We start from the raw sequence: 370 nt of genomic DNA on the forward strand, positions 1-370 counted from the left end.
GCCGCGCCCACGCGGGCGTGACGGATCAGATCGGCGACCACCGGGTCGCTGGGATGCGAGCTCATAGCGTGCCTTCCTCAATGGGGTCCGATTTCAAGGGCTTGCCCGGTTGGTGACCGGACGTGCAGGCGACCATCGGTGAGCGCTCTCCCGTCAGGAGCGGCATATGGTGGTCGCCGATCGTGCGCAGGAACACCTCATCGCAGGTGGCCGGGTCCCGGCGGGCCAGTGACTCGTACGCGAGCCACATCGAACGGATGCGGAATCGGACAGAGCGGTGCGCCCACCAGCGCGAGCACCACTTCTGACTCATACCCGTCGACTCGTAGGCCAGTCGCAGGTAGTCGTCGAAGAAGGCGAACTCGTCGGT

The 370-nt window shown here is 65.9% G+C and carries 1 protein-coding gene; it reads right to left on the reverse strand.

The features are described from left to right. Positions 1-61: 61 nt before the first annotated feature. Positions 62-370, reverse strand: a 309-nt coding sequence (locus G6018_RS16460) for a DUF4913 domain-containing protein (protein WP_182640210.1), incomplete at its 5' end; no start/stop codon positions are given.

Origin of the sequence: Dietzia sp. DQ11-44 (assembly GCF_014145205.1) — a bacterium.
Taxonomy (GTDB): domain Bacteria; phylum Actinomycetota; class Actinomycetes; order Mycobacteriales; family Mycobacteriaceae; genus Dietzia; species Dietzia natronolimnaea.